Genomic DNA, 25992 nt, shown 5'->3' with positions numbered 1-25992 from the left:
CAGCCCTTTTTCCTTGCTATAATTGCCTTATCTTTGCATTTCGCTAATATAAAAATAAAGCTGACTTGAGGTATTTCCTGAAGCTCTCATATTTCGGTAAAGCTTATCACGGCTGGCAAATTCAACCTGATTCTATTAGTGTTCAGGAGGTTCTTGAACAAAATCTAAGCAAAGTGTTACCATTTTCAGTAGCCATTGTTGGTGCTGGAAGGACAGATGCTGGTGTGCATGCACGACAAATGTTTGCTCATTTTGATGCTTCGGAAGAACTTGATGGTGAAGATCTTGCTTATAAGCTAAATTCCATGCTTCCGAAGGATATTGCAATTTCTGAAGTATTTCAGGTAAGGAAAGATGCTCATGCGAGATTTGATGCTGTGGCGAGAAGTTACGAGTATCATCTACTTCAGTATAAAGATGTATTCGCTTACGATCAGGCATGGTATTTTCGCTATGAACTTGATTTGGGAAAAATGAATAAAGCTGCAGAGATCCTGAAGGAGTATTCAGATTTTCAGTGTTTTTCCAAATCACGGACAGATGTGCATACGTATAACTGCCGTATCGATGAAGCGAAATGGGCGGAAAAGGATGGGCAGATTATTTTTTATATCACTGCAGATCGATTTTTGCGTAATATGGTGCGCGCAGTGGTAGGAACTCTGCTTGAAATTGGTCAGGGAAAACAACCGGTGGAATATATGCACGAGGTGATCAAAAGTAAAGACAGGGGAAAAGCTGGAACTTCGGTCCCGGCACATGGATTATATTTAACCAGGATCGAATATCCTGAAACGATAAGAGAACTAGATGGCATCTAATACAGGAAATGCATTTGATATGGCGCTTTTCAAGCGTTTGCTTGGATACACCAATCCCTATAAACGAATATTTTATTTTGTAGGTGTTGCCGCCATCCTTGTTTCTCTATTTGGAGTTCTAAGGCCTATTTTGCTGCAGGAAACTGTAGATGAAGCTCTTATCCCGGCAGATTTTGACAGTCTTATATATTATGTAAGCCTAATGATTGGGGTTCTGGTGCTGGAAGTGATCTTCCAGTTCTGTTTTATCTACTATGCTAACTGGCTTGGGCAGGAGGTTGTTCGTGATTTGCGGGTCAAACTTTTCAAGCATATGCTTGGCTTTAAAATGCAGTATTACGATAAATCTGCAGTTGGGAGATTAGTGACCAGGGCGGTAAGTGATATTGAGACGATTGCCAGTATTTTTAGCCAGGGACTTTTTATGATCATTTCAGATCTACTGAAAATGTTGGTAGTGATTGGTGTAATGTTCTATAAAAGCTGGGAGCTAACCTTGCTCGTACTTACAGTTTTGCCTTTTATTATCTACGCAACGAGAGTTTTTCAGAAGAAAATGAAGTTAGCTTTTGAAGAGGTCAGAACTCAGGTGGCAGATTTGAATACTTTCGTACAGGAACGTATCACCGGGATGAAGATCGTACAGTTGTTTACCCGCGAGAAAACTGAATACGAAAACTTCAAAAAGATCAATGATAAACATAGAAAAGCATGGGTAAAAACCGTTTGGTATAACTCCATCTTTTTTCCAATTGCTGAAATGTCTACCTCCATTACCATAGGTTTGATCGTATGGTTTGGTGGTTTACGGGTAGTTGCGGGTGATGATATGTCTTTAGGTATTATTGTCGCATTTATAGAACTGAGTCAGATGTTATTCAGGCCACTGCGCCAAATTGCCGATAAGTTCAATACGTTGCAAATGGGAATGGTCGCTGCTAACCGGGTATTCGGGATCCTGGATACAGAATCCACAATTGAAGATAACGGGACTATTGCAGTAGAGCATCTTGACGGAGAGATCGAATTCAAAGACGTAAGATTTAGTTATATTCCAGAGGAAGAAGTTGTAAAAGGAATCTCCTTTAAGGTAGAGCCTGGTGAAACTGTGGCAATTGTAGGAGCAACCGGTGCTGGGAAATCAACCATCATTAATTTACTGAGCAGATTTTACGAAATTGATAGTGGAGTCATTGAAATAGACGGGCAGGATATCAAGGATCTGGAGCTGAAATCTCTAAGATCTCAAATCGCTGTGGTTCTTCAGAATGTATTTTTGTTCGCAGATACGATCATGAATAATATCAATCTTGATAACCCTGATATTTCAGATGAAGATGTGATCAAGGCTGCTAAGCAAATTGGGATTCATGAATTTATTGATTCCCTTCCTGGGGGTTATTATTATAATGTAAAGGAACGTGGAGCAATGCTTTCTTCCGGACAGCGACAGTTAATCTCATTTTTAAGAGCGTATGTAAGTAATCCAAGTATTCTTGTGTTGGACGAAGCAACATCTTCCGTAGACTCCTATAGTGAACAACTTATACAGGACGCGACCGATAAGATCACTGAAGGTCGAACTTCCATCGTTATCGCCCACAGGCTCGCGACTATTAAAAAAGCCGATAAGATTATTGTAATGGATCAGGGTAAAATCGTAGAAATTGGTAATCATCAAAGTTTACTTCAGAGAACCGATGGGTATTACCGAAAACTTTATGAAGTGCAATTCAAAGAAGAAGAGAGTATTTAGATAACTCCCTTTAGATTGGCCATATAAATACGAATGAAAAGGCTAACTATTACGAAAACAAGCAAAATCAAAAGCAGAAAAAGTAGACTTTTAAGAATTATCTTCCATAAGCTTAGACCATACATTTTTTTAAAAATATACCCGTAATAAATCAAATAAAAAGGTAAACTAGCATAATTCATAACTGCAAAAACCGACTGATTGCTGAAAGAAAATAGAATAAGGATCGCAAAAACGATACTTATATGTGAGTAAGCATATAGGTGTACGATAAAATGCTCGGCAAGATTGTATTTCTTATTTTTTAAAAAGACCAGCCTGGATAACAAGGTGATTACCGGAATGAACAGAAAAGTGATGAGGTTCATGTGTTCCAGGATCATCGTAGTGACCTCCCTAGTGATATCTTGTTCTCCTGTATTAACCTCAAGACCTCCATCCTCTAAATATTCTGGAAAATATTTCAGGTTAACGTAAGTGTATAGACCAGTAAGGGTTAGCGCAATGGTAAAGTATCCGTAAGGATTGATATATTTCTTACGCAGTCCTTCAATATATCCCTGAATCACATTCACAGGTCTACGGAAAAGGTCAATAAAAGTAAGTACTGGTTTGTTGGAGTCAATACTCCAGAATGATTCAAAGAATTCCCCAGAAAGATAGGGAACACTAAGCTTGTCCCGTACGATCTTAGCTCCACAATTAGAGCAATAATTCTGTTCTTCTGATATCGAAAAATTGCAATTTTTGCAATGCGTCATCTATTCTTAGCTTATGTCTTCTTTGATCTTAACCTTTAGTTCGTCCATCGTTTCGAACATCACGAACTGCCCGTCCCTGATATAAGATGTTTGTCCAGACTCTTCACTAACCACTAGAGCCAGCGCATCGGTTTTTTCAGTAATTCCTACCGCTGCACGATGTCTTAGTCCGAATCTTAAAGGAATGGATCGGTCATTGCATACCGGTAGGATCACCCTGGTGGCGGTGATCATACTTTCTTCGATGACCATCGCACCGTCATGCAACGGGCTGTTTTTGAAAAATATAGATTCAATAATAGGCTGATTCAGCTTGATCTTCATTTTATCTCCAGTATTCTTTACGAAGTCAAGTTTATTATTCTTTTGAATGACCATCAAAGCGCCGGTATAGGTTTTACCCATTGCTTCACAGGCATCTATAATGGCTTCTACATCTAATTTTGTGCGTACATCATCCCTGCTAATTTTAAAGCTTCGGAAGAAACGGCCTTTTTGGGTGAAATTTGTGGAACCAATCATTAATAGAAATTTTCTGATCTCCTGCTGAAAAACCACAATAAGTGCAAATACCCCAACCCCAACGAATTCACCCAGAACACTGCTAAGTAATTCCATTTGTAGCAGCTGTGTTAGCAGCCAGACCAGGTAAATAACCACGATCCCAATAAAAATATTAACGGCCGCAGTACCTCGAACCAGTTTGTAAACGTAGTAGAGTAGAAGGGCGACAAAAACAATATCTAGAATATCGAGGATGCGAAGATCTATGATGTCCAAATGCAGTGGTTTTTTGTAAAAATAGAAAAACTAAACGTAGTTATTGAGTTCACCGGTTAATTTGATACATTCCACGGCCTCTTTTACATCGTGAACCCTTAAAATTGAAGCTCCTTTATTAAGTGCAATAGTATTCAAAATGCTGGTACCATTCAAAGCATCTTCTGGTGTAGAATTTAAGGTTTTCCAGATGAGACTTTTCCTAGAAAGCCCGGCAAGAAAGGGAAGTTCAAGATTTTTGAAAAGATCCAGTTTATTCAGTAGCTCAAAATTTTGTGCAATGTTTTTAGCAAAGCCAAATCCCGGGTCAATAATTATATCTTTAATTTTAGCTTTTCTGGCTACCGAGATCTTTTCAGAAAAGTAAAAAAGAATATCTGCAGTTAGATCCCCGTATTGGTTCAGGTCTTTCATAGTTTGCGGAGTTCCTTTCATATGCATCATAATATAAGGAACCTGAAGACTGGCAACGGTTTCAATCATCTGAGCATCGAGATTTCCGGCAGAAATATCATTGATGATCGCGGCTCCATTCTCAACAGCTTCTCTTGCGACTCTGGATCTAAAGGTATCTACGGAAAAGTTTACTTCTGGAAAATGCTGTTCCAGTAACTTCAGCTTCGGAATCATTCGTTCTAATTCCTCTTCTTCTGAAATATCCTGAGCATCAGGCCTGGAACTATAAGCGCCAATATCCAGGAAGCTCGCACCTTCTTTCAGCATTTTTTCAGCAGAGGAAAGGATCTCTTTATCTGTTTGTTTTCTACTACCCTCAAAAAAGGAGTCTGGAGTGATATTGATGATCCCCATCACTTTTGGTTCGGATAGGTCGATGAGATTACCACGGCAATTTATAAACATGAGATGGCTGAATTTTGGTAGCGCAAATAACTTTGACTATCTGAAATATTTGACCGAAATTTACGCAAATTACAGCTACTTCATGCAAAATACCTCCGAACAATACGATGATGTCATTGGCCATTGTCGCAGTCTTTTTCTGAATAAAATGCAGGATTATGGATGTGCCTGGCGCATTTTACGATTACCTTCCTTAACAGATCAGATCTTTATTAAGGCACAGCGTATAAGAAAACTTCAGGAAAGTGATGTTCGAAAAGTTGACGAAGATGAGAAATCTGAATTTATCGGGATCATTAACTATTCGGTAATGGCTTTGATTCAGCTTGAAAAAGGAATTGCAGATCAGCCCGATCTTGGACCTCAGGACGCAATAGATCTATATGACAGGAACATTGCGGTAACCAAGCAGCTTATGATGGATAAAAACCATGATTATGGCGAAGCATGGCGGGATATGCGAATTAGTTCGCTCACAGATCTTATCTTACAGAAATTATTAAGGGTGAAGCAAATTGAGGATAATCAGGGAAAAACGCTGGTTAGTGAAGGGATTGAAGCAAATTACCAGGATATGATCAATTATGCTGTTTTTGCCATGATCCATTTCCAGGAAGCCGAAAAATAATTCAGAATATATAGCTTATGAAAGCAATTGTAGGTATTTGCAGAGTCCTGGTAGGTGTGCTTTTCATCTTCAGCGGATTCATAAAACTGAATGATCCCGTAGGTTTTTCATATAAACTACAGGAATACTTCAGTGAACCGGTACTGGACATTCCGGCGCTTATACCATTTGCTCTTATTATTGCTATTTTACTGGTAATCTTCGAGTTAGTACTTGGAATCATGCTGATTATTGGGTTTGCTAGAAAATTTACAAGCTGGAGTCTGCTCCTCATGATCATTTTCTTTACGTTCCTCACTTTTTATTCGGCATACTTTAATAAAGTCACAGATTGTGGCTGTTTTGGTGATGCTATTCCGCTTACTCCATGGGAGTCATTCTATAAAGATATTGTCCTACTGATTCTGATTTTGGTAGTATTCTTTAATCAGAAATATATAGAGCCGCTGTTTCCGCAGAAATATCATAAATGGGCAATTTTCCTGAGTTTTATGGCGTGTTTCGCATTTTGTTATCATGTGTTGATGCATCTCCCAATGCTGGATTTCAGACCCTATAAGATCGGCAATAACATAGCTGAAAAAATGGTAGTGCCTGAAGGTGCCCAGGAACCTGTGTATGAATACCAATGGAAATTTAAGTTGGAAGGGGAGGAGAAGATTATTACCAATCAAGGCGCCTATCCTCAGGTTTCCGGAGAATTCATAGGCGTTGAGACGGTACAGATCGAAGAAGGCTATGTACCGCCAATTCATGATTTTGTGATCGAAGGTCCGGTAGGTGATATTACGACAGATATTCTTACTACAGATAAAGTCCTGATGTTCGTTATGTATAATATAAGGTCTACTGAAATGGAAGGTTATGAAGCGATCCAGGACCTGGCAAAAGAAGCGCGGACTAAGAATTATCGTGTTATTGCACTCACAGCATCAGGCGAAGACCTGCAAGCTAAACTCCAAGAGAAATTTGATCTGGACTTCGATTTCTATCAGGCAGATGAAACTGCGCTTAAAACTATTGTAAGAGCAAATCCTGGTATCCTGGTGTTAAGATCCGGAATCGTTGAGCAGAAAAAACACTGGTTCGACGCGAGCGATATCAAATTATAAACATCTACTATCTTTTATTCTGAAAATCCTAAAAATTGAAGGTTTAGCTTTGGTTTAGGATTTCGTATTTCAGTCTTTCCTTATATTTGTCTTTTATGCTGAAGCCTATAGTAGGAGAGCATCCAATCACTGAAATACATTTATCATGAGAGAACAAATAGTAGCCGGAAACTGGAAAATGAATAACGACCTTGCTGAGACTGAAGAATTGCTTGGCGAAATGAAAATGCAAATGGTTAAGGAGCCTGAAGCGACTGTTATGGTAGCTCCAGCCTTCACAAATCTATATGCGACTTTCCAGGCACTAAAGGATACTCCCGTGATCGTGGCGGCTCAAAATATGCATGATAGTGAAAATGGAGCCTTTACAGGCGAAATTTCAGCAAAAATGTTACAAAGTATTGGTGTTACTACGGTAATTCTTGGGCATAGTGAGAGACGTGCATATTTCCACGAAACAAATGAGCAACTGGCTAAGAAAGTAGACGCAGCGATCGCAGCAGAAATGCGAGTGATATTTTGCTTTGGAGAAGAGCTGGAAGACCGTAAAAATGACAAACACTTTAGTTTAGTAGAATCACAATTAAAGGAAGCTTTATTTCACCTTTCCGAAGATGCATGGAAAAATATCATCCTAGCCTACGAACCAGTTTGGGCAATTGGGACCGGTGAAACTGCAAGCCCTGAACAGGCACAGGAAATGCATAAACATATACGTACTTTATTAAAAGACAATGTAAGCGCCATTGTTGCTGAAAATACTTCGATCCTTTATGGAGGTAGTGTAAAACCGGCAAATGCCAGAGAGATCTTTGCGAAAGAAGATGTGGATGGCGGCCTGATTGGTGGTGCAAGTCTGAAAGCAGTTGATTTTCTTGAGATCGTAAACTCATTTTAATGACCGGACATTATTACGAATATCATTTTACGATACAACCGGTCGCACCAGCTTCAGAAATACTGATCGCAGAATTAGGGGAACTTGGTTTTGAAAGTTTTGTTGAGAATGAAGACGGTATTACCGCTTATGTGCCGGAAGAGCAGTTTGCAGATGATTTACTGGATGAGGTACAGATTCTGAAATCTGAAGAATTCAGTATTGATTATAAAGTAAAGAAAATCGAACGGGTGAACTGGAACGAGGAGTGGGAAAAGAATTTCACTCCTATACTGGTGGACGGTGAATGCAGTGTTCGGGCTCCGTTTCATGAGAAGCCAGATACCCGGTTCGATATTGTTATAGAACCTAAAATGTCATTTGGTACCGGGCATCATTCTACAACTCATATGATGATCCAGCATATTTTAAAGAACGACTGGAAAGGTAAATCTGTACTGGATATGGGATGTGGTACTGGAGTCCTTGCCATTTTAGCAAGAATGAAAGGTGCAACTCCGGTTGAAGCGATTGATATCGATAACTGGTGTTACCTGAATACACTGGAAAATATTGAACGAAACAATTGTGAAGATATTAAAGTTGAAGAAGGTGGGGCAGAATTACTACCTGGTAGGAAATATGATGTAATTCTTGCCAATATCAACAGAAATATTCTGTTGAATGATATGGCTACTTATGTAGAATGTCTGCAAGAATCCGGAAGTATATACTTCAGTGGGTTTTATACCGAAGACCTTCCAATAATAAAGTCGGCATGTGAAAAGCATGGTTTAATGTTTATTGAACACATAGAAAGAAATAACTGGGTAGCTGCAAAGTTTTCATTTTAAGCATGTTACATTAATTTGTATCTTTGCAGCTTTCAGAAAAAGTAATAAGTTGAAGATGAGTACGAAAGAGGAAGTTTTAGAACAGGTTGACCTGAAAACCAAAGAACAGCGTGAAAATGAGATCGTCTTGTATAATGATGATTATAATACCTTTGATCATGTGATCGAAACATTGATCTATGCTTGTGAGCATACTCCGGAACAGGCAGAACAATGTAGTATCCTGGTGCATTACAAAGGAAAATGTACTGTAAAAACCGGACCCTATGATGAATTGGAGCCACGATGCTCCAAATTGTTAGATGCGGGATTGAGTGCTGAGATCGTGTAGTTCTACAGAAAATTCCTACATTTAACATAAATTATTAGTAAATATTTACAGTTTGAAGTAGTTTGCCTTCATAAGTGCCCCCTTAACCTAAACTTACTTATGAAAAAAATTACACTTCTTACCCTATCTCTGGGAGTATTATTCTTTGCTTCCTGTGAAAAAGAGGATGTTTCAGAAATATCTTCTGAAACAGCTCAAGTTCAAGAAGATCAGATCTCGAAAGAGGTTCTTGAGAGAATATCTGATCTTAATTTCAATTCAAAACATGTTGAAAAGCAAATGATGATGCTTCCCGATGGAAGCTCTATCGAAAATTACCTTATTGAAGGTGATATTGCTATGACTAAAGATCAATTGTTTAGCATGTCTTCGGCTTCTATTACTGACAAGCAGTATCGAACCAATAACCTGGTGAGTTCACCTCGTACTGTGAATGTGATCGGGTATACCGGAGGAAGCCAGGCTTTATCCAGTAAACAGAGAACTGCCTTGCAGTATGCTATTGGAAATTACAATGCGCTGGATCTGGGAATTACTTTTACACTTACTTTTGGAACTAACTATCAGCCATATGATATCGTAGTTTACCAGACTAACAATGGTCAGGCTGGAGGAGTTGCAGGATTTCCAAGCAATGGTAATCCCTACAAGTATGTACAGATCTTCTCAGGTATGCAGAACTACGATACAAACACCAATGAACACGTAATGACTCATGAAATTGGTCATGCGGTAGGATTAAGACATACAGATTGGTTTAGTCGCCAAAGCTGTGGACAAAGCGGAGAATCTGCAGGAGCAGATGGTGCAGTTCATATTCCAGGTACGCCTACAGGCTTTGATTCGAATTCTATTATGCTGGCCTGTTTTGGCGGAAATGAAGATGGAGAATTCGGATATTATGATACAGTTGCCCTAAACTACTTATACTAAAAACCAAACATTGGGCACTAAGGAAAGGCGGTTCATCCGCCTTTTTTTTATTTTATTCTGAAAAGGCTTTTTAGTTTTATAAAAAGAAATTATATTTGCACCCGCTTTGCAAAACAGTAGAGCACTATTTAAAAGGCCTCGTGGCGCAACTGAATAGCGCACTTGATTACGGCTCAAGAGGTTCCAGGTTTGAATCCTGGCGAGGTCACAAAAAACTGCAACTTTGGTTGCAGTTTTTTTTATGTCTTATCTAAAATAAAAAAAGCCCGGTTTTTCAACAGAGCTTCCTACCAGGGGGAATTATGATTATTCACTATAAATTCTTCGGTTAATATTTTTAATGACGTCTGCCTTGAAATTCTCAGTTTTCAGGCTATCTGGAATCTCAGTTTCTGGAAGTCCTAACAAAAGCATATGTTCTATAAGGTTTTGTTTTACGCATTTTTCGATCTCTCCCAGCTTTACTCGATAAGTAGATTTACGCACGAACATTTCATTATTATGAAAGATTTTGGTGGTAATGTCCAGATCAATTAATGGTCCTCTAATTCTTGAAGAAAGATAGTAATTGAATTTAGGTTCTTTAGCATCTATCAATGCCATTGCCCTGGGTGCGGGCGCGAAGATATCATCTCCCAGTTTCTTGAAGAGCATAGTAAGAAATTTTACAGGTTGGTCCTATAAATATAAAATATTGCTTTCCCACCAATTAACGTTATTGTATTTTATTTGAACGCAAAAAGATGTCTTTCAGATTTATAAAGATTTGATTGTCACTAAGAATGCCAATCATCTATTGCAATCCCGGTGTTTTCTGCGATCTTTACGATTCAAATATTGTACATGGATTTCAAAAGATTGTTCTCTTTTCTACGGGAACTTAATAAGAATAATTCGAAAGAGTGGATGGATGAGCATCGTAAAGAATATCATTCCATTCGTAACTCTTATATTTTATGGTTGAATGAACTGGATATTAAACTGGCTAATGTTGATGAAGATTATGCACCTACCGAAGGTAAGAAAGCTATCAACAGGATTAATAATAACCTGATGTTTCACCCTAATAAGCCAATTTACAAAGATCATTTTGGCGCTGGTCTGGATGACAAGCCTGAAAAAGGAGATTTTTATATTCATATAGGGATCAATGGTAGCTTTGTGGCCGGTGGATTCTACCGTCCTAAAAAGTCCATACTTGACAGCATACGTTCAGCCATCGACTATAATGGTGGAGAGTTTAAAGAAATCATCGAAAAGGAATCATTTGTAAAAACATTCGGCGGACTCGTAGACGATGAAAAACTGAAGACCGCACCCAAAGGCTTTAGTAAGGATCATCAACATATCGAGCTGCTGCGGAATAAGACTTTTGCTGTTCAGGTTGACTTCGCTTAAAAACAAATTTTGAAGAAGGATTTTCAGGAAAAACTGGTAGAGATCTATAGGGAGATGCTACCTTTCCGAAATTATTTGAATAAAGCAATTACAGTTTGATCTATAAAATATGGAATTGAAGAATTATATACGCGAGATCGAGAACTTTCCGAAGGAAGGAATAGGATATAAAGATATTAGTCCGCTTCTGCTGGATCATGAGGCTATGAAAGAAGTTATTGCAAAGTTTGTAGCCAGACTTCCAGACGTAAGAATAGATAAAGTGGTAGGAATAGAGTCCAGGGGTTTCTTCTTTGCCAGTTTGCTTGCACAGGAGCTCAAAGCCGGGTTCGTTCCGGTTAGAAAGCCGGGTAAACTGCCTGCTAAAACGTTTAAACAGGAATACGATCTGGAGTATGGAAGTGATAGTCTAGAAATTCATCAGGATGCGATTCAGGAAGGCGAAAATGTGCTAATTCATGATGATGTTCTGGCAACCGGAGGTACGGCTCTGGCCACCTGCAATCTTGTGGAAAAATGCAAAGGCAAAATTGTGCAGTGTAATTTTTTGATAGAACTGGATTTTCTCAAAGGCAGAGACCGGATTTCTAAATATGAGGTAGAGTCACTTATACATTATTAGTCCAGCGAGTTTTTAGTAACCCATAGTCGCCAACCGATAACAGCCATCTGGGCTTTCGAAGCTTTTTGTAGATCCAGTTCTTGCTTGGAGTAACTAGGTAAAAATTTCTTATTGAACTTAGCAAGCGCTTTGAAAACTGATTTCTTCATTAGATATAATGATATTTTTAGAAAGATACAAATTATTCAATTTCAGGGAAATAACATATTCGGTTGAAAATTGGTCATTTAAAGCGTCGCATGCTTAGACTTAAAGAAAGTAATTGCAATTCTTTGAATTCCTCTATCTTCGCAAAAAATATCATCTATGAGCGTTGTATTTCTAATTGTTGGCTTTGTCCTTTTGGTAATAGGAGGAGAGTTTTTAGTTCGAAGTTCTGTAGCAATATCACTAAAACTCAGTATTTCCAGGATGGTCGTAGGTCTTACGGTGGTTTCCTTTGCCACTTCAGCTCCAGAACTTTTAGTGAGTATTCAGGCAGCTATTGATGGATTTTCAGATATTTCTTTAGGTAATGTTATTGGTTCCAATATCGCTAATATTGGTTTGGTTCTGGGCTTAACAGCCATGGTTTCTCCATTAATGGTAGATCGTGATTTTTATAGGATCAACTGGCCAGTTATGATGTTATTCTCCGTAGTACTTTACTTCTTTCTTCAAAGTGGAGAAGTATTGTCACGTATAGAAGGCGGGATTCTCTTGCTTGGACTTGTTGGATATATGTTTCTATTAATAAAGAGATCAAGAAGAAAAGATAATGTCGTAGCAGATGAAGTGGATCTGTCTCTACAGGATGTTCGAAGTATCAAATTAGGAATCTGGCTCTTAATCGGGATTCTTGCCTTATGGGGAGGGTCAGAATTACTTGTAATGGGCGCAGTAGATCTTGCAACTCAGTTAGGGATTAGCGAACGGGTAGTATCCGTGACTATTATCGCTGTTGGAACCAGTGTTCCAGAACTGGCAGCTTCCCTTATCGCAGCAATGAAAAAGGAGAAAGCAATATCTCTAGGGAACTTAATTGGCTCCAATATTTTCAATATCGCTTCAGTTTTAGGTTTAACCGCTTTAATTAAACCTGTAGTCGTACAATCTTCGGAAATTCTTTCGAACGATATGATCTGGATGCTGGCAATCGCATTTGCCTTACTGCCACTATTATTAATTCCGAAGCCTTCGGAAATGGGAAGAAAAGAGGGATTTGGTCTTATTGCTGCTTACGCTACATTTATCCTGATCACCATTCTATAAGTCTTAATTTATTCTCAAATCCCTTCGGAAATAGGGGTGTTTAATATTAATGATTGGTTAAATTTCAGAAACGACCCTAAATAAATAGGGGGTTATCTTAAATAGGGCGCATTTTTTACGAAATCTGCACACATTTTTTGATGCATATCACCTATATTCGCAACTTGATTTGATAATTACTGAATTATCTGATGATTTGATAATTCAATCTTTTATAAACCAACACAATTAATATTTCAGCATGTCAACTTTAAGATTCCAAGCTTTAAAAGAAACATTGAACAGGAAGCCGGTGAAGATCAAGGAACCTCGTAGAAGGTCTGAAATTTTCGGTAAGAATGTTTTTAACGAAACTGTAATGAGACAGTTCCTGACCAAAGAAGCATACACGAATGTCGTGGAAGCTATGAACACCGGAAAGAAAATAGATCGTAATGTTGCCGATCATATTTCTACTGGAATGAAAGAATGGGCGATCTCTAAAGGAGTAACTCATTATACTCACTGGTTCCAGCCTCTTACCGGAGCAACGGCAGAGAAACATGATTCCTTCTTTGAACCTTTAGGTGATGGGTCGGCAATCGAAAAGTTTGGCGGTGGACAGCTTGTTCAACAAGAACCAGATGCATCAAGTTTCCCGAATGGTGGAATTAGAAATACTTTTGAAGCAAGAGGTTATACTGCATGGGATCCTACTTCTCCAGCTTTTATCTGGGGAACTACGTTATGCATTCCAACAGTTTTCGTAGCTTACACCGGGGAGGCGCTAGATAACAAAACGCCACTTTTGAGAGCTTTACAGGCAGTTGATAATGCTGCAACAGATGTTGCAAAGTATTTTGATAAGAATGTTAAGAAAGTAAATGCAACTTTAGGATGGGAACAGGAGTATTTCCTGATCGATTCCGCACTTACAGCTTCAAGACCTGATATTACTTTGACCGGAAGAACATTATTAGGACATTCTCCGGCAAAAGGTCAGCAATTGGATGATCACTATTTTGGTTCTATACCTTCAAGAGCGATCGCTTATATGATGGATCTAGAGATCGAGTGTATGAAACTTGGTATTCCAGTAAAAACCCGTCATAACGAGGTGGCACCAAACCAATTTGAGCTGGCTCCAGTATTTGAAGAAGCTAACCTTTCTGTAGACCACAATTCATTGATCATGGATGTAATGAAGAGAGTTGGTGAAAGACATAATTTTAGCGTATTAATGCACGAAAAGCCATTTGCCGGAATTAACGGTAGTGGTAAACATAATAACTGGTCTCTAGCGACAGATACCGGAGTAAACTTACTATCTCCAGGTTCTACGCCAATGAAAAATCTTCAGTTCCTTACATTCTTTGTAAACACGATTAAAGCTGTTTATGATAACGAGGAATTATTAAGAGCTGCGATCGCAAGTGCTTCCAATGATCACCGTCTTGGAGCAAACGAAGCACCACCAGCAATCATTTCAGTATTTATTGGAAGTCAGCTGACTAAAGTTCTTGATGAACTTGAAAAAGTGACTGATGGTAAGCTTTCTCCCCAAGAGAAAACAGATCTTAAACTGAACGTTGTAGGAAAGATTCCTGAAATTCTTCTTGATAATACAGATAGGAACAGAACTTCACCATTTGCCTTTACTGGGAATAAATTTGAATTTAGAGCTGTAGGTTCGTTAGCGAACTGTGCCGGAGCGATGACGGTACTTAACAGTATCGTGGCTAAACAGCTTAAAGAATTTAAAGTTGCGGTTGATAAACTTATCAAGGACAAGAAAATGAAGAAGGATGATGCTGTCTTTAATGTTCTAAGAGAGTACATCAAAAAATCCAAGAAAATCAGATTTGAAGGAGATGGATATGGTGAAGCCTGGGAAAAGGAAGCAGAAAAACGCGGACTTAGCAATAACAGAACTACGCCATTAGCTTTAAAAGCTCAGGTAAGTAAAAAAACAATTGCCCTTTACAAGGAATTAGGGGTGATGAATGAAACCGAGATCGAAGCAAGACATGAGATTGAGCTCGAAGAATACGCGATGAGAATCCAGATTGAAGGACGTATCCTTGGAGATATCGCCAGAAATCATATCATTCCAACGTCAATCAGATATCAGAACATCCTGATCAAGAATGTACGTGGATTGAAGGATATTTATGCTGATGATTTCGCAAGACACGCAAAAGAGCAGCTGGAAATTATAGAGAGCATTTCTTCTCATATCGCAAGCATTAATTCTAATGTGAATGCGATGATCGAAGCGAGAAAGATTGCTAACAAATTAGAAGATGCTGAAGAAAAGGCATTTGCTTATTGTGATGATGTGAAACCTTTCTTCGAAGAAATTAGATATCACTGTGATAAATTAGAGTTATTGGTAGATGATGAGATCTGGCCATTAGCTAAATACAGAGAATTACTTTTCACAAGATAATTTCTGAAGATTTTAGAAAAAGAAAAACCACGCTTTTAGCGTGGTTTTTTCGTTTAAATAGGTTGTATAATTTCCCAGAAGCCTGAATCTAATTATCTTTGAGAATTCTAAGTTATATTCATGAGTAAAGAAATAAGCAAAAGGTATTCAGGCAGAGGCGTATCTGCTGGAAAAGAGGATGTTCACAAGGCTATCAAGAATGTTGATAAAGGACTTTTTCCGAAGGCTTTTTGCAAGATCGTGCCAGATCATTTAACAGGAAGTGAAGAACATTGTTTGATAATGCATGCCGATGGTGCCGGGACTAAATCTTCTCTTGCTTATATGTACTGGAAAGAAACCGGAGACCTTTCGGTTTGGAAAGGGATCGCCCAGGATGCTTTGATCATGAATATAGATGATCTCTTATGTGTAGGAGCTACCAGTAATATTTTGCTTTCTTCCACAATTGGTAGGAATAAAAATTTGATTCCGGGCGATGTAATTTCAGCAATCATAAATGGCACAGAAGAATTAATTTCAGAATTAAGGAAATTCGGAGTAGAAATCCATTCTACTGGTGGGGAGACTGCAGATGTTGGAGACCTGGTGAGAACCATTATCGTTGATTCTACCGTAACTGCCAGAATACCAAGGAATAAAGTGATCGATAATGCGAATATCAAACCTGGAAATCTAATCGTAGGACTTTCATCTTCAGGGCAGGCTAGCTACGAAACTGAATATAATGGCGGGATGGGCAGTAATGGTCTTACTTCTGCGCGCCATGATGTTTTCTCTAAAGTTTTAGCTGAAAAATATCCTGAAAGCTTTGATAGTTCTATTCCTCAAGAACTTATTTATTCAGGAACGAAAAAGTTGACAGATGTCGTAGAGGACAGTCCGATAGATGCCGGGAAGCTCGTGCTTTCACCTACCAGAACTTATGCGCCGGTTATTCAGAAGTTACTTTCTGACATTGGAGCTGAGAATATCAACGGAATGGTTCATTGTAGCGGAGGTGCGCAAACAAAAATCCTTCATTTTATTGATGATTTACATATTATAAAAGATAATATGTTTCCTACACCACCATTGTTCAAACTTATTCAGGAGGAAAGTAAAACCGACTGGAAAGAGATGTATCAGGTTTTTAACATGGGACATCGTATGGAAGTTTATATCGACGAGTCTCATGCAGATAAGGTGATCGAAATTTCAAGATCTTTTAATGTAGACGCTCAGGTTGTGGGAAGAGTAGAGACAGCTGATCGTAAAAAGCTGACGATTGACAGTAAGTACGGTACGTTTGAGTATAGCTAAGTACACAAATTAACTTCAAATAACCTAGAGCAATGAGTATTCCAGGTTATTAGTATTATTACTTTGAGATGAAATCCTGGTTTGGCTTACTGGTTTTAATAATGATCATTGCGAATGTCCTGGCGATCTATTACCTGGACCCAATTACCGATAGATGGTTTAGGCTACTGGCTACAGTGGTTTTCTTCCTGATCTTTCTATTCAAGTACAATACAGACAAAAGATTACTAATAGCATTCTTTTCACTCACATTATGTGACGGACTATTAATATTTTATGAGGATTCTATAGTTCGATATATTATATACGTTGTTCGTATATCGGCATATCTGGCCATTATTAATTTTCTGTATCCTTACCTTTCACGGCTTCGGTTAAATTTCATCACATTTATAATTACCACTTTTATAATTGCGCTGGATATCTATATGTTGCATGATATGGCAATCTATATACCTGGCTACAGAGTTGAACCTTATTTACTATTCTGTTCTACACCATGGGCTTAGTTTCCCTGGCCCTGGTAGCGACCTGTATATCTTATTTGAATAGATATGCTGATGCTAAAGGTTTCTTGTTGGTGGTTATTTCAATATGCCTTGTGTTGTCTGACTTAACTTTCTATAATGCGTACTATTTAGATTTTGATGTGTTTTATTATGCAGACAGGATCGTTAATATAATTGGTATCGCACTACTTGTAGTTTTTGCTAAAAAATGGATTCAAATAAGGAAGATGAGTCTGTTACTGAAATTTAGTAACTTAAAACGACATTTCAAATCCAGGATTTCTTTAGATTCGTAAGTTCTTTCTAAACAAACCCTAAGATGTTTCCAAAATATTTTCTCCCGATTGTAGCTAGTATTCTAGTACTGGCAAATACGTTTTTGATATGAGAGTATGATCTGGAAATGATTAGATGGGGTCGGTTAATAAGCACTTTTCTTGTTTTTCTAATTTTAATCTGGAAACACAGATCTGAAAAACTACTACTTTCTGCAATACTATTACTTCTAATGTCAGATGTTCTTTTACTGAATTATGAAAATATGTACATCAATACTGCTACCTTTCTTCTGCGTATTGCCGCATATAGTACTATAGTACTGGTTATTTTCCCGGAGATCAAAACCTTGAAAATGAGTATTATTCAGAAAATTGTATTTGCAATCGTGTTTTCACTGAATATTGGGATGTTATATGTTCTAGTAGATATGATCCCTGAAAAATATGACTACCCCCATTTGAATTTTCTGTTTTATATCTACGGAAGTGCCATGATCACCTTAGTTCTTGCCGCAATATCTTATAGTAATATGTATTCTAATGCCACAGCCTTATTCTTTACCGCCGGAGCCCTATGTCTGGTCTTTTCAGATATAATGTCATTTATCGCCTATTATCTGGAGTTCTATGAATTTTACTATCCCGATAGTTTTTTCTATATTCTTGGTATCATTTCGCTGGTGAAATTTGCAACTTTCAGCAGAAATCATGAGCCAGTATTTGATATGGAAAGGCTTTAAAGCTTTTATATGATTTCAACCAAATTATCGTAAATTTGTTAGCCTAAATTCAGCAGGAATATATGATTGAAAGACTTAATATCGTAAAGCAGAGGTTTGATGAGGTGAATGATTTAATCATTCAGCCGGATGTAATATCAGACCAGAAGCGGTATATCGAATTGAATAAAGAATATAAAGATCTTCGTGCGTTGATGGATGAACGCGAAAAGTATGTGAGTCTTACTGAAAACATTTCGGAAGCTGAGGAGATCATTTCTGATGGTAGCGATGCTGAAATGACAGAAATGGCGAAACTTCAAATGGAGGAAGCAAAAAATCAACTTCCTGCGCTGGAGGATAAGATAAGAATGATGCTTATCCCAAAAGATCCTGAAGATTCCAAGAACGTGGTCGTGGAGATTCGCGGTGGTACTGGTGGAGATGAAGCCAGTATTTTTGCAGGAGATCTGTATCGTATGTATACTAAATATGTTGAAAGCAGAGGCTGGAAGCATAATATCGTGGATTATAGTGAAGGTACTAGTGGAGGATTTAAAGAGATGATCTTTGAAGTTTCTGGAGAAGACGTGTATGGTACCATGAAATTTGAAGCTGGAGTGCATCGTGTACAACGGGTTCCTCAAACCGAAACCCAGGGCAGAGTACATACTTCTGCCGCAACCGTTATGGTGTTGCCAGAAGCTGAAGAATTTGATGTTCAGATAGACCCAAAAGATGTAAGAATTGATTATTTCTGTTCTTCAGGACCTGGTGGGCAGTCAGTCAACACTACATATTCTGCAGTACGTTTGACTCACGAACCTACTGGTTTGGTCGCTCAATGTCAGGATCAAAAATCGCAACATAAGAATAAGGAAAAAGCTTTCCGTGTTCTGCGTTCCAGGTTATATGAACAGGAACTGGCTAAGAAAATGGAAGCCGATGCTGCTAAAAGAAATTCAATGGTTTCCAGTGGTGACCGTAGTGCTAAGATTCGTACCTACAACTATGCTCAGAGTAGGGTTACAGATCACCGTATCAACCTGACCCTATACGATCTTTCTAATATCATTAATGGTGATATTCAGAAGATCATTGATGAATTACAGCTGGCTGAAAATACCGAAAAGTTAAAAGAGAATTCTGATATTCTTTAAATCTGAATTAGTTAAATATGACTTCACAGGAGCTTACTGAGCAAATATTTAAAAAGCAAACGTTTTTGTGCGTAGGTCTGGATACCGATATCGACAAAATTCCAACCTACCTGCTTTCAGAAAAAGATCCTGTTTTTAGTTTTAACAAAGCCATAATTGACGCTACACATCAATCCTGTGTGGCGTATAAACCTAATATTGCATTTTATGAAGCATTGGGTGCCAGTGGATGGAAGAGTCTTAAAAAGACGATCGAATACCTGCATACTGAATACCCCGAGCTATATACTATCGCTGATGCTAAGCGTGGAGATATTGGTAATACTTCCAGAATGTACGCCAAAGCCTTTTTTGAAGATCTTGGTTTCGATTCTATAACCGTTGCACCTTATATGGGAAAGGACAGTGTAGAACCATTCCTTGAATTTGAAAATAAGCACACCATATTACTTGCACTTACTTCCAATGAGGGTGCATATGACTTTCAAACGCAGAAGGTAGATGGCGAAGAACTTTACAAAAAGGTTATCAAAACTTCTTTAGACTGGAATAATTCTGAAAACTTGATGTACGTTGTGGGTGCTACCAAAGCCGAGTATCTTGCAGAAATAAGAAAGATCATTCCTGAAAACTTTTTGCTGGTACCAGGTGTTGGTACCCAGGGAGGTAGTCTGGAGGAAGTTTGTAAATACGGAATCACGTCTAATGTAGGTTTGCTTGTAAATTCTTCCCGAAAGATTATTTATGCTTCAGATTCTTCAAATTTTGCTGAAATTGCTGGTGCTAAAGCTGAAGCTATCCAGAACCAGATGAAGGATGAATTAGCAAAACTTTAGAGATATGCAGTTTCAGGATCAACTTCAACGATCTTTTGAACTCACCACGATTCCGAAGAGAATAATATCGCTGGTTCCAAGTCAAACTGAATTACTCGTAGATCTTGGATTAGAAGATTCTATAGTAGGAGTTACCCATTTTTGTGTACACCCTGAAGGACTCCGGGATAGGAAAACCAGCTTGGGAGGAACTAAGAAAGTGAATTTAAGGAAGGTCAGGGATTTAAAACCTGATATTATACTTTGTAATAAGGAGGAAAATACCAGGGAAATGGTAAATGCTCTTACCGAAATCGCACCTGTTCATTGCTCAGATGTTGCCAATTTGGATGATAACGCTGAACTTATTAGAATGTATGGGGAGTTGTTTGATAAAAGTAAGGAAGCCAATATTTTGATCCAGAATATAGAGAATTCCCTGAAGGAATTGGTGCGTATAGTTTCTAACTCGAAATCTAGAAGAGTAGCTTATTTTATCTGGAATGAGCCATTGATGGTAGCAGGGCAGGGAACCTTTATCAATGAAATGCTTGCTGTAAATAGGATGATAAATGTTTTTAATTTGGATAGATACCCTGAAACAGATCTTGATATTTTGAGGACAATGGAAATTGATGAGATTCTCCTGAGTTCTGAACCTTTTCCCTTTGAAGACAGACATAAAAAAACCTTCTCAGGAATCGCTGAAAAGGTGTCGCTTGTGGACGGTGAATATTTTAGCTGGTATGGAAGCCGTGTATTAGAAGGATTGAAGTACTTCAGGCAGTTTCACTCTTAGTTTCTACCATCGAGCAATCCATTCTTCTAAGCTCAGCCAGAATTTTCTTAGCTCTTAAATTCAACTTGTCACTTTGTTCTTTATCTATAAGAGCAATTTTGTAAGCACGCTGCATTAATCTGCTATACTTCTCACAAAGTCTTTCTTCTTTTGATTTATTTTCAAAAATCCTAAACATATAATACTTAATTTCTTTCAACTTCATCATCTTCTCCCTACGTTACAAAGCTAAGACTAACCCAGCTTATACATTGATAATGTTGAGTTAAGCTTAATTTAAAAAATACCGGATATCTGTGGGAAAGTGTTAAAGTATTGTATTACGTAGGAATTCTAAGATCTATCTTGTAGGGCAAAAACACGTTTTAAAAGATCTGTAGTTCTGGAGCTTAAAGAATTTCGAATGTCCTTCTCTTCTTTTTCTATCATAAGAAAAACGCCTTGAAGAGCTTCATTAGTTACGTAATCTGTAAGATCTGGATTCACTTTACTGGTAAGTGGAATGGCATTGTATCTTTGAATAAGATTGGACCAAACCCGGTTTGCTCCAACTTTCTCTAATGACTTATTGATAATAGGATTGAACCTGTTATAAAGCTGTGTTTCAGTTTTTGATGAAAGATAACTGGTTGCTGCATTATCTGCACCCAAAAGAATGTTTCTGGCATCTGCAAAACTTATTTCTTTCACAGCACTTGCAAAAACAGGAATAGCTTCTCCTACTGCGTCTTCGGCAGCTCTGTTAAGAACTCTCAGGCCCTCATCTGCTAGATTATCCAAGCCAACATCTCTTAATGTCCTATCAACTTTCTGTAATTCTGGCGGCAAACTTATACGCACAAGTTCATTTTTAAAGAATCCATCTTCAGTAGCAAGACTGGTCACTTCCTTATCTATCCCAAATTGAAGCGCCTGCTTTAGTCCGGAGTTGATCTCTGAATCGGATACACCATAAGTTGAAGGAATCTGAGTAGCAATTTGTTGCAATTCAGCACAGGAACTTAACGAGAATATTAGTATTAAACCGAGGAGCTTTTTCATGATAAATAATTTGCTCAAATATACTTGCTAAAATTTTAAGGCTTCATCGTATAAAGTTATAATAATATTAAAACAATCGATTTTGTTTATGCCATTTGCTGAAGTATTTTAGCTGGGCACATCTTGAATTCAGATTTTTAATTCGAAGGCGTTAGGAGAATTGTACTTATGATAATTGTATTTCAAATAGGTAAAATGTAATTTGTTAGAATAGTTAGCACCTCAATTTCACTTTTTAGAGAATACTTTTTTCAGATTAATATAAAACATGAATAATGAATTAGTAGTTGACTGTTTTAAAACATTAGCATATTACGAGTTCATATTCCTACTTTAAAGCCATCTTCCCCAAGGTGGCTTTTTTAAGTTTTCAATAATTTTAAAATCTCATTTTCATTGCGATTTTCGTAAATTGCAGGTCAATATTCTTGATATAATTAAACATGGAGCAACAAAGTCCTTATAAACCTAAAAATAAAATAAGAATTGTAACCGCTGCCTCGCTATTCGATGGTCATGATGCCGCTATTAATATTATGCGGAGGATCATCCAGGCTACTGGAGTTGAGGTAATCCATCTTGGACATGATCGAAGTGTGGAAGAGGTTGTAAACTGTGCTATTCAGGAAGATGCACATGCGATTGCAATGACTTCCTACCAGGGTGGTCACACCGAATACTTCAAATATATGTATGACCTTCTTAAAGAGAAAGGTTCAGAACATATCAAGATCTTTGGTGGTGGAGGCGGAGTGATCCTTCCAGATGAGATCAAGGAATTGATGGATTACGGGATAGATAGGATTTACGCTCCAGATGATGGTCGTGAAATGGGTCTGCAAGGGATGATCAATGATATGATCCAACGTGTGGATCATCAGGTTCCAGATCTTGAAGAATCAGATAAGGTCAATCAGAATCTACAATCCAGAAAGGTTACTACGATCTCCCGTCTTATTTCACTTGCTGAAAACAGGCACGAAGAATTTTTGAAATACTTTGACAAGAACAATTTTGATACAAATAAAACTCCTGTTCTGGGAATTACCGGTACGGGCGGATCTGGTAAATCAAGTTTGGTAGACGAACTGGTTCGAAGATTTTTGATGGATTTTCCTGAAAAACATATTGGAATCGTTTCTGTGGATCCTTCAAAAAAGAAAACTGGAGGGGCATTACTTGGTGACCGTATCAGGATGAACAGTATCAATCATCCTAGAGTTTTTATGCGTTCACTTGCTACAAGGCAGGCGAATCTGGCATTGTCCAAGCATGTCGCAGAAGCTGTTGATGTGCTGAAAGCAGCCAGTTATGATCTTATTATTCTTGAAACTTCAGGAATTGGGCAGAGTGATACAGAGATCATGGATCATTCAGATGTGTCATTATATGTAATGACTCCGGAATTTGGTGCAGCAACGCAGCTGGAAAAGATCGATATGCTTGATTTTGCAGATCTGGTTGCTATCAACAAATTCGATAAACGTGGAGCGCAGGATGCTTTGCGTGATGTAAAAAAGCAATATCAGAGAAACCACCAGTTATGGCATGAAGATGCTGATAAACTTCCGGTATTTGGTACCATCGCTTCTCAATTCAATGATCCTGGAATGAATACCCTTTATAGAAGTCTTATGGACGCTGTAGAGGAGAAAACAAATTCAGGGATGATCTCTACCTTTCAAATTTCAGAAGAGATGAGTGAGAAGATATTCGTGATTCCACCAAAACGTACACGATATCTTTCAGAAATTGCTGAAAATAACCGTGGTTATGATGAAACTGCGGCGACTCAAACCGAAGTTGCTCAGCGTCTCTACGGAATTTATAAAACCATCGAAACCGTTGCTAATACCAAAACCCAGTTTGGTAAAGATCAAACCAAGTACCTCGATAAAAACGGAATCGATCAGGATGGGATCAAAGAAGTTTCAGAAGAAGATCAGTCAGAATTTTTAAAGCTGCTTTTTGCTGAATTCGATAAAATAAAAATGGATCTGGACCCCTATAACTGGGAGATGATTCTTGCGTGGAACGAGAAAGTAAATAAGTATACGGAACCTGTTTATAGCTTCAAAGTGCGCGATAAAGAGATTAAGATCGATACTCATACAGAGTCCCTTTCACATACGCAGATCCCGAAAGTGTCACTTCCAAAATACAAGGCCTGGGGCGATATTCTAGGATGGTGTCTTCAGGAAAATGTTCCTGGAGAATTCCCTTATACCGCCGGATTGTATCCGTTTAAACGAACAGGTGAAGACCCTACAAGAATGTTTGCCGGTGAAGGTGGACCAGAAAGAACCAATAGAAGATTTCATTATGTTAGCCAGGGATTACCGGCTAAAAGACTGTCTACCGCTTTCGATTCGGTTACCCTCTACGGAAATGATCCAGACCACCGACCAGATATTTATGGTAAGATTGGAAATTCAGGAGTATCCATATGTTGTCTTGATGATGCGAAAAAGCTTTATTCAGGATTTGATCTGGCAGATGCGATGACCTCTGTGAGTATGACTATTAATGGTCCTGCTCCAATGCTACTTGGATTTTTCATGAATGCTGCGATCGATCAGAATTGTGAAAAGTATATTAAAGAGAATGGTCTTGAAGACATAGTAGAAGCCAAACTGAAGGAGTTATATGACGATGCTGGTATCGACAGACCTCAATATCGTGGGGAACTTCCAGAAGGAAATGACGGACTTGGCTTGATGCTTCTTGGATTAACCGGAGACCAGGTACTACCGAAAGATGTGTATGCAAAGATCAAGGCTGAAACCATAAATGTGGTTAGAGGAACCGTTCAGGCAGATATTTTAAAGGAAGATCAGGCTCAGAATACCTGTATTTTTTCTACTGAATTTGCCCTACGATTAATGGGTGATGTTCAGGAATATTTTATTGATGAAAATGTTAGAAATTTCTATTCTGTCTCTATTTCAGGATATCATATTGCTGAAGCTGGTGCGAATCCAATTACCCAATTGGCATTCACTCTGGCGAATGGATTTACTTATGTAGAATACTATTTAAGCAGGGGAATGGACATCAACAAATTTGGTCCAAACCTTTCGTTCTTTTTCTCTAATGGAGTGGATCCGGAATATGCAGTGATTGGTCGGGTTGCCAGAAGAATCTGGTCCAAAGCCTTAAAACATAAGTATGGAGCCAATTCCAGAGCTCAAATGTTGAAATACCATATACAGACTTCAGGAAGATCATTGCATGCTCAGGAAATTGATTTTAATGATATTAGAACTACCCTTCAGGCATTGTATGCGATCTACGATAACTGTAATTCATTGCACACCAATGCATATGATGAAGCAATCACCACGCCTACCGAAGCTTCAGTAAGAAGAGCGATGGCTATACAATTAATTATCAATAAGGAGTTGGGGCTTGCTAAGAACGAGAATCCAATCCAGGGATCGTTCATTATCGAAGAATTGACCAACCTGGTAGAGGAAGCTGTGCTTACTGAGTTTGATCGAATCACAGAACGTGGCGGAGTGCTTGGTGCTATGGAAACTATGTATCAGCGAGGAAAGATACAGGAAGAAAGCCTGTACTATGAAACTTTAAAGCATAATGGGGACTACCCGATTATCGGAGTGAATACTTTCCTGAGTTCTACAGGTTCGCCAACGGTAACGCCGGGTGAAGTTATTCGTGCTACGGAAGAGGAAAAAGAACACCAGATCAAAACTCTGGAAACTTTACATAAAGCTAAAGAAGATTCTGCTGAAGAAATGCTGGAAAGAATCCAGAAAGCAGCAGTTACCAATCAGAACCTTTTCGAGGAGTTAATGGAAGCAACGAAAGTTTGTTCACTAGGACAGATCACTCATGCTTTATTCGAGGTGGGTGGACAGTATCGTAGAAATATGTAAATACTGAAATATTTCAGATCATAAAAAATCCCGGGAAACCGGGATTTTTTTGTTTTC

Annotated in this window: 26 protein-coding genes and 1 tRNA gene; 20 read left to right on the top strand and 7 right to left on the bottom strand. The window is 38.3% G+C overall.

Annotated elements, in window-relative coordinates; all coding sequences use genetic code 11:
* Positions 1-65 precede the first annotated feature (65 nt).
* Together truA and ACSHZO_RS10560 are read left to right on the top strand one after the other, a co-directional pair.
* Positions 66-821 (top strand): tRNA pseudouridine(38-40) synthase TruA, encoded by a 756-nt coding sequence (truA, locus tag ACSHZO_RS10565; protein WP_298247613.1) that lies wholly within the window; start codon positions 66-68, stop codon positions 819-821.
* The gene (locus ACSHZO_RS10560) at positions 811-2577 is read left to right on the top strand and encodes an ABC transporter ATP-binding protein (RefSeq protein WP_298247612.1); all 1767 of its coding nucleotides are present in this window, start codon (positions 811-813) and stop codon (positions 2575-2577) included. The genes truA and ACSHZO_RS10560 overlap by 11 nt, the downstream gene beginning before the upstream one ends.
* Here the strand turns inward: ACSHZO_RS10560 and ACSHZO_RS10555 are convergent.
* The 3 genes from ACSHZO_RS10555 to folP are packed head-to-tail and all read right to left on the bottom strand — an operon-like array spanning position 2574 to position 4979.
* Entirely contained in the window at positions 2574-3338 is a 765-nt protein-coding gene (locus tag ACSHZO_RS10555) for a DUF3667 domain-containing protein (RefSeq protein WP_298247611.1), read from the bottom strand. The two genes, ACSHZO_RS10560 and ACSHZO_RS10555, sit on opposite strands and share 4 nt — an antisense overlap.
* A 6-nt stretch (positions 3339-3344) precedes the next feature.
* The gene (locus tag ACSHZO_RS10550) at positions 3345-4118 is read right to left on the bottom strand and encodes a diadenylate cyclase (protein ID WP_298247610.1); all 774 of its coding nucleotides are present in this window, start codon (positions 4116-4118) and stop codon (positions 3345-3347) included.
* Between the two features lie 30 nt (positions 4119-4148).
* Entirely contained in the window at positions 4149-4979 is an 831-nt protein-coding gene (gene folP / locus ACSHZO_RS10545; RefSeq protein WP_298247609.1) for a dihydropteroate synthase, read from the bottom strand.
* A gap of 82 nt (positions 4980-5061) precedes the next feature.
* Here folP and ACSHZO_RS10540 point away from each other — a divergent pair, with 82 nt between their 5' ends.
* The 7 genes from ACSHZO_RS10540 to ACSHZO_RS10510 all read left to right on the top strand — a co-directional run bounded on the left by ACSHZO_RS10540 (position 5062) and on the right by ACSHZO_RS10510 (position 9922).
* Positions 5062-5607, top strand: a complete 546-nt coding sequence (locus tag ACSHZO_RS10540) for a DUF1599 domain-containing protein (protein WP_298247608.1) — start codon at positions 5062-5064, stop codon at positions 5605-5607.
* 17 nt (positions 5608-5624) lie between these two features.
* Positions 5625-6719, top strand: coding sequence for a BT_3928 family protein (locus tag ACSHZO_RS10535; RefSeq protein ID WP_298247607.1), 1095 nt, complete (start codon positions 5625-5627; stop codon positions 6717-6719).
* 145 nt (positions 6720-6864) lie between these two features.
* Entirely contained in the window at positions 6865-7617 is a 753-nt protein-coding gene (tpiA, locus tag ACSHZO_RS10530) for a triose-phosphate isomerase (RefSeq protein ID WP_298247606.1), read from the top strand.
* Positions 7617-8450 carry a 50S ribosomal protein L11 methyltransferase gene (gene prmA, locus ACSHZO_RS10525; protein WP_298247605.1) on the top strand — a complete coding sequence of 278 codons (834 nt, stop codon included), beginning with the start codon at positions 7617-7619 and terminating at the stop codon, positions 8448-8450. Before tpiA ends, prmA begins: the two co-directional genes overlap by 1 nt.
* A gap of 55 nt (positions 8451-8505) precedes the next feature.
* A complete protein-coding gene (locus tag ACSHZO_RS10520; protein WP_295179955.1) occupies positions 8506-8781 on the top strand; it encodes an ATP-dependent Clp protease adaptor ClpS in 276 nt (91 codons plus the stop codon).
* Positions 8782-8880: 99 nt separating this feature from the next.
* Positions 8881-9714, top strand: coding sequence for a M57 family metalloprotease (locus ACSHZO_RS10515; protein ID WP_295179953.1), 834 nt, complete (start codon positions 8881-8883; stop codon positions 9712-9714).
* A gap of 134 nt (positions 9715-9848) precedes the next feature.
* A tRNA-Arg gene (locus tag ACSHZO_RS10510) sits at positions 9849-9922 on the top strand.
* A 98-nt stretch (positions 9923-10020) separates the two neighbouring features.
* Here the strand turns inward: ACSHZO_RS10510 and ACSHZO_RS10505 are convergent.
* On the bottom strand, positions 10021-10368 hold the full coding sequence (locus ACSHZO_RS10505) for a hypothetical protein (RefSeq protein ID WP_298247604.1): 348 nt from the start codon (positions 10366-10368) through the stop codon (positions 10021-10023).
* A gap of 189 nt (positions 10369-10557) precedes the next feature.
* Between ACSHZO_RS10505 and ACSHZO_RS10500 the strand changes: the two genes are divergently transcribed.
* The gene (locus tag ACSHZO_RS10500) at positions 10558-11112 is read left to right on the top strand and encodes a DUF2461 domain-containing protein (RefSeq protein ID WP_366878171.1); all 555 of its coding nucleotides are present in this window, start codon (positions 10558-10560) and stop codon (positions 11110-11112) included.
* A gap of 109 nt (positions 11113-11221) precedes the next feature.
* Positions 11222-11734 carry an adenine phosphoribosyltransferase gene (locus ACSHZO_RS10495; RefSeq protein WP_298247603.1) on the top strand — a complete coding sequence of 171 codons (513 nt, stop codon included), beginning with the start codon at positions 11222-11224 and terminating at the stop codon, positions 11732-11734.
* On the opposite strand, the gene ACSHZO_RS10490 is transcribed toward ACSHZO_RS10495, so the two are convergent.
* Positions 11731-11883 (bottom strand): SsrA-binding protein, encoded by a 153-nt coding sequence (locus ACSHZO_RS10490; RefSeq protein ID WP_295179946.1) that lies wholly within the window; start codon positions 11881-11883, stop codon positions 11731-11733. The genes ACSHZO_RS10495 and ACSHZO_RS10490 overlap by 4 nt on opposite strands.
* A gap of 157 nt (positions 11884-12040) precedes the next feature.
* Here ACSHZO_RS10490 and ACSHZO_RS10485 point away from each other — a divergent pair, with 157 nt between their 5' ends.
* From ACSHZO_RS10485 to ACSHZO_RS10450, 8 genes are all read left to right on the top strand, one after another.
* Positions 12041-12985 (top strand): calcium/sodium antiporter, encoded by a 945-nt coding sequence (locus ACSHZO_RS10485; RefSeq protein WP_298247602.1) that lies wholly within the window; start codon positions 12041-12043, stop codon positions 12983-12985.
* Positions 12986-13226: 241 nt separating this feature from the next.
* Positions 13227-15413 (top strand): glutamine synthetase III, encoded by a 2187-nt coding sequence (locus ACSHZO_RS10480; RefSeq protein ID WP_295182434.1) that lies wholly within the window; start codon positions 13227-13229, stop codon positions 15411-15413.
* A gap of 120 nt (positions 15414-15533) precedes the next feature.
* Positions 15534-16715, top strand: a complete 1182-nt coding sequence (locus ACSHZO_RS10475; protein WP_298247601.1) for an AIR synthase related protein — start codon at positions 15534-15536, stop codon at positions 16713-16715.
* 68 nt (positions 16716-16783) lie between these two features.
* Positions 16784-17224 carry a hypothetical protein gene (locus ACSHZO_RS10470; RefSeq protein ID WP_298247600.1) on the top strand — a complete coding sequence of 147 codons (441 nt, stop codon included), beginning with the start codon at positions 16784-16786 and terminating at the stop codon, positions 17222-17224.
* A 403-nt stretch (positions 17225-17627) separates the two neighbouring features.
* A complete protein-coding gene (locus tag ACSHZO_RS10465) occupies positions 17628-18242 on the top strand; it encodes a lysoplasmalogenase family protein (RefSeq protein WP_298247599.1) in 615 nt (204 codons plus the stop codon).
* Positions 18243-18304: 62 nt separating this feature from the next.
* The gene (gene prfA, locus ACSHZO_RS10460) at positions 18305-19381 is read left to right on the top strand and encodes a peptide chain release factor 1 (RefSeq protein ID WP_298247598.1); all 1077 of its coding nucleotides are present in this window, start codon (positions 18305-18307) and stop codon (positions 19379-19381) included.
* Positions 19382-19398: 17 nt separating this feature from the next.
* Entirely contained in the window at positions 19399-20217 is an 819-nt protein-coding gene (gene pyrF / locus ACSHZO_RS10455; protein ID WP_298247597.1) for an orotidine-5'-phosphate decarboxylase, read from the top strand.
* 4 nt (positions 20218-20221) lie between these two features.
* Positions 20222-20995 carry an ABC transporter substrate-binding protein gene (locus ACSHZO_RS10450; RefSeq protein WP_298247596.1) on the top strand — a complete coding sequence of 258 codons (774 nt, stop codon included), beginning with the start codon at positions 20222-20224 and terminating at the stop codon, positions 20993-20995.
* Here the strand turns inward: ACSHZO_RS10450 and ACSHZO_RS10445 are convergent.
* Both ACSHZO_RS10445 and ACSHZO_RS10440 read right to left on the bottom strand, forming a co-directional pair.
* Positions 20976-21173 carry a Lacal_2735 family protein gene (locus ACSHZO_RS10445; protein ID WP_298247595.1) on the bottom strand — a complete coding sequence of 66 codons (198 nt, stop codon included), beginning with the start codon at positions 21171-21173 and terminating at the stop codon, positions 20976-20978. The two genes, ACSHZO_RS10450 and ACSHZO_RS10445, sit on opposite strands and share 20 nt — an antisense overlap.
* A 155-nt stretch (positions 21174-21328) precedes the next feature.
* Complete coding sequence (locus tag ACSHZO_RS10440) at positions 21329-22036, bottom strand: DUF4197 domain-containing protein (protein WP_298247594.1); 708 nt, start codon at positions 22034-22036, stop codon at positions 21329-21331.
* 443 nt (positions 22037-22479) lie between these two features.
* On the opposite strand from ACSHZO_RS10440, the gene ACSHZO_RS10435 reads away from it, so the two are divergent.
* The gene (locus tag ACSHZO_RS10435; RefSeq protein ID WP_298247593.1) at positions 22480-25935 is read left to right on the top strand and encodes a methylmalonyl-CoA mutase family protein; all 3456 of its coding nucleotides are present in this window, start codon (positions 22480-22482) and stop codon (positions 25933-25935) included.
* Positions 25936-25992 lie beyond the last annotated feature (57 nt).

It is taken from the genome of Christiangramia sp. 3-2217-3z (genome assembly GCF_051195275.1).
Lineage (GTDB): Bacteria > Bacteroidota > Bacteroidia > Flavobacteriales > Flavobacteriaceae > Christiangramia > Christiangramia marina.
The sequence above is the reverse complement of the archived record's forward strand: the minus strand, read 5'-3'. Positions and strand labels throughout refer to the sequence as shown.